This window comes from Bartonella sp. TT110JLCBS, assembly GCF_042193405.1.
In the GTDB taxonomy this organism is placed as follows: Bacteria; Pseudomonadota; Alphaproteobacteria; order Rhizobiales; family Rhizobiaceae; genus Bartonella.
In genome coordinates, this window is the sequence record NZ_JBHILT010000183.1 from 1 (window position 1) to 800 (window position 800).

Genomic DNA, 800 nt, shown 5'->3' on the forward strand with positions numbered 1-800 from the left:
GGCAAAACTCTTCACCGCATTCGTGCTTTAAGGGATTTTGATGATGTTAAAGCAGACGACCTAGGCGGTTTTATACAAAAAGAAGACAATCTAAGTCATGATGGCAATTGCTGGGTAGGTGATGATGCAAAAGTCTATGGTTATGCCAAGGTTTTTGGTGATGCACATGTTTATGGAAACGCTCGTGTAGATGGTCATGCAAGAGTTTATGACAAAGCCAAGGTTTATGGTGATGCTTATATTTATAACATTGCTGATATTTACGAAAATGCATGTGTTTTTGGTAGTGCATCTGTTACCGGAGAAACTAATATTTTTGGTAATGCGCAGATTTTTGGACATGCTCGTGTTTTTGCCAGTGCACAAATCTACGAAAATGCACAAGTTTCCGGTGGTGCATTTATTAGTGGAAAAGCTGAAATTTATGGAAATGCTAAAATCTATGACAATCCATTGATTTCCATCAGAGCAAAAGTTGGGGGAAATGCCCAAATCTGTGGTGATGCATTTATTCATGGAAACGCAGAGATCATCAATGATGAAATCATCACAACTGGCCAAAGGAAATAAACCATGGAAAAAAAATACGAATTTACTGATGAAACAATCGAAGTTGGGGGCAAAACTCTCCACCGCATTCGCGCATTACGAGACTTTGGAAACGTCGAGAAAGGTGATTTAGGAGGCTATATCGAGAAAGAAGACAACCTATCGCATCGTGGTAATTGCTGGATTGGGGATTATGCAAAAGTCTATGGTTATGCCAAGGTTTTTGGTGATGCTAAGGTTTACGAAAATGC

1 protein-coding gene and 1 pseudogene are annotated in these 800 nt (G+C 39.4%); both read left to right on the plus strand.

Features of this window, described 5'->3' with window-relative positions; translation table 11 throughout:
• On the plus strand, positions 1 to 570 hold a 570-nt coding region (locus tag ACFILW_RS10320; RefSeq protein ID WP_375685794.1), incomplete at its 5' end, for a hypothetical protein.
• 3 nt (positions 571 to 573) lie between these two features.
• Positions 574 to 800 (plus strand): annotated as a pseudogene (locus ACFILW_RS10325) (hypothetical protein); the annotation flags it as partial.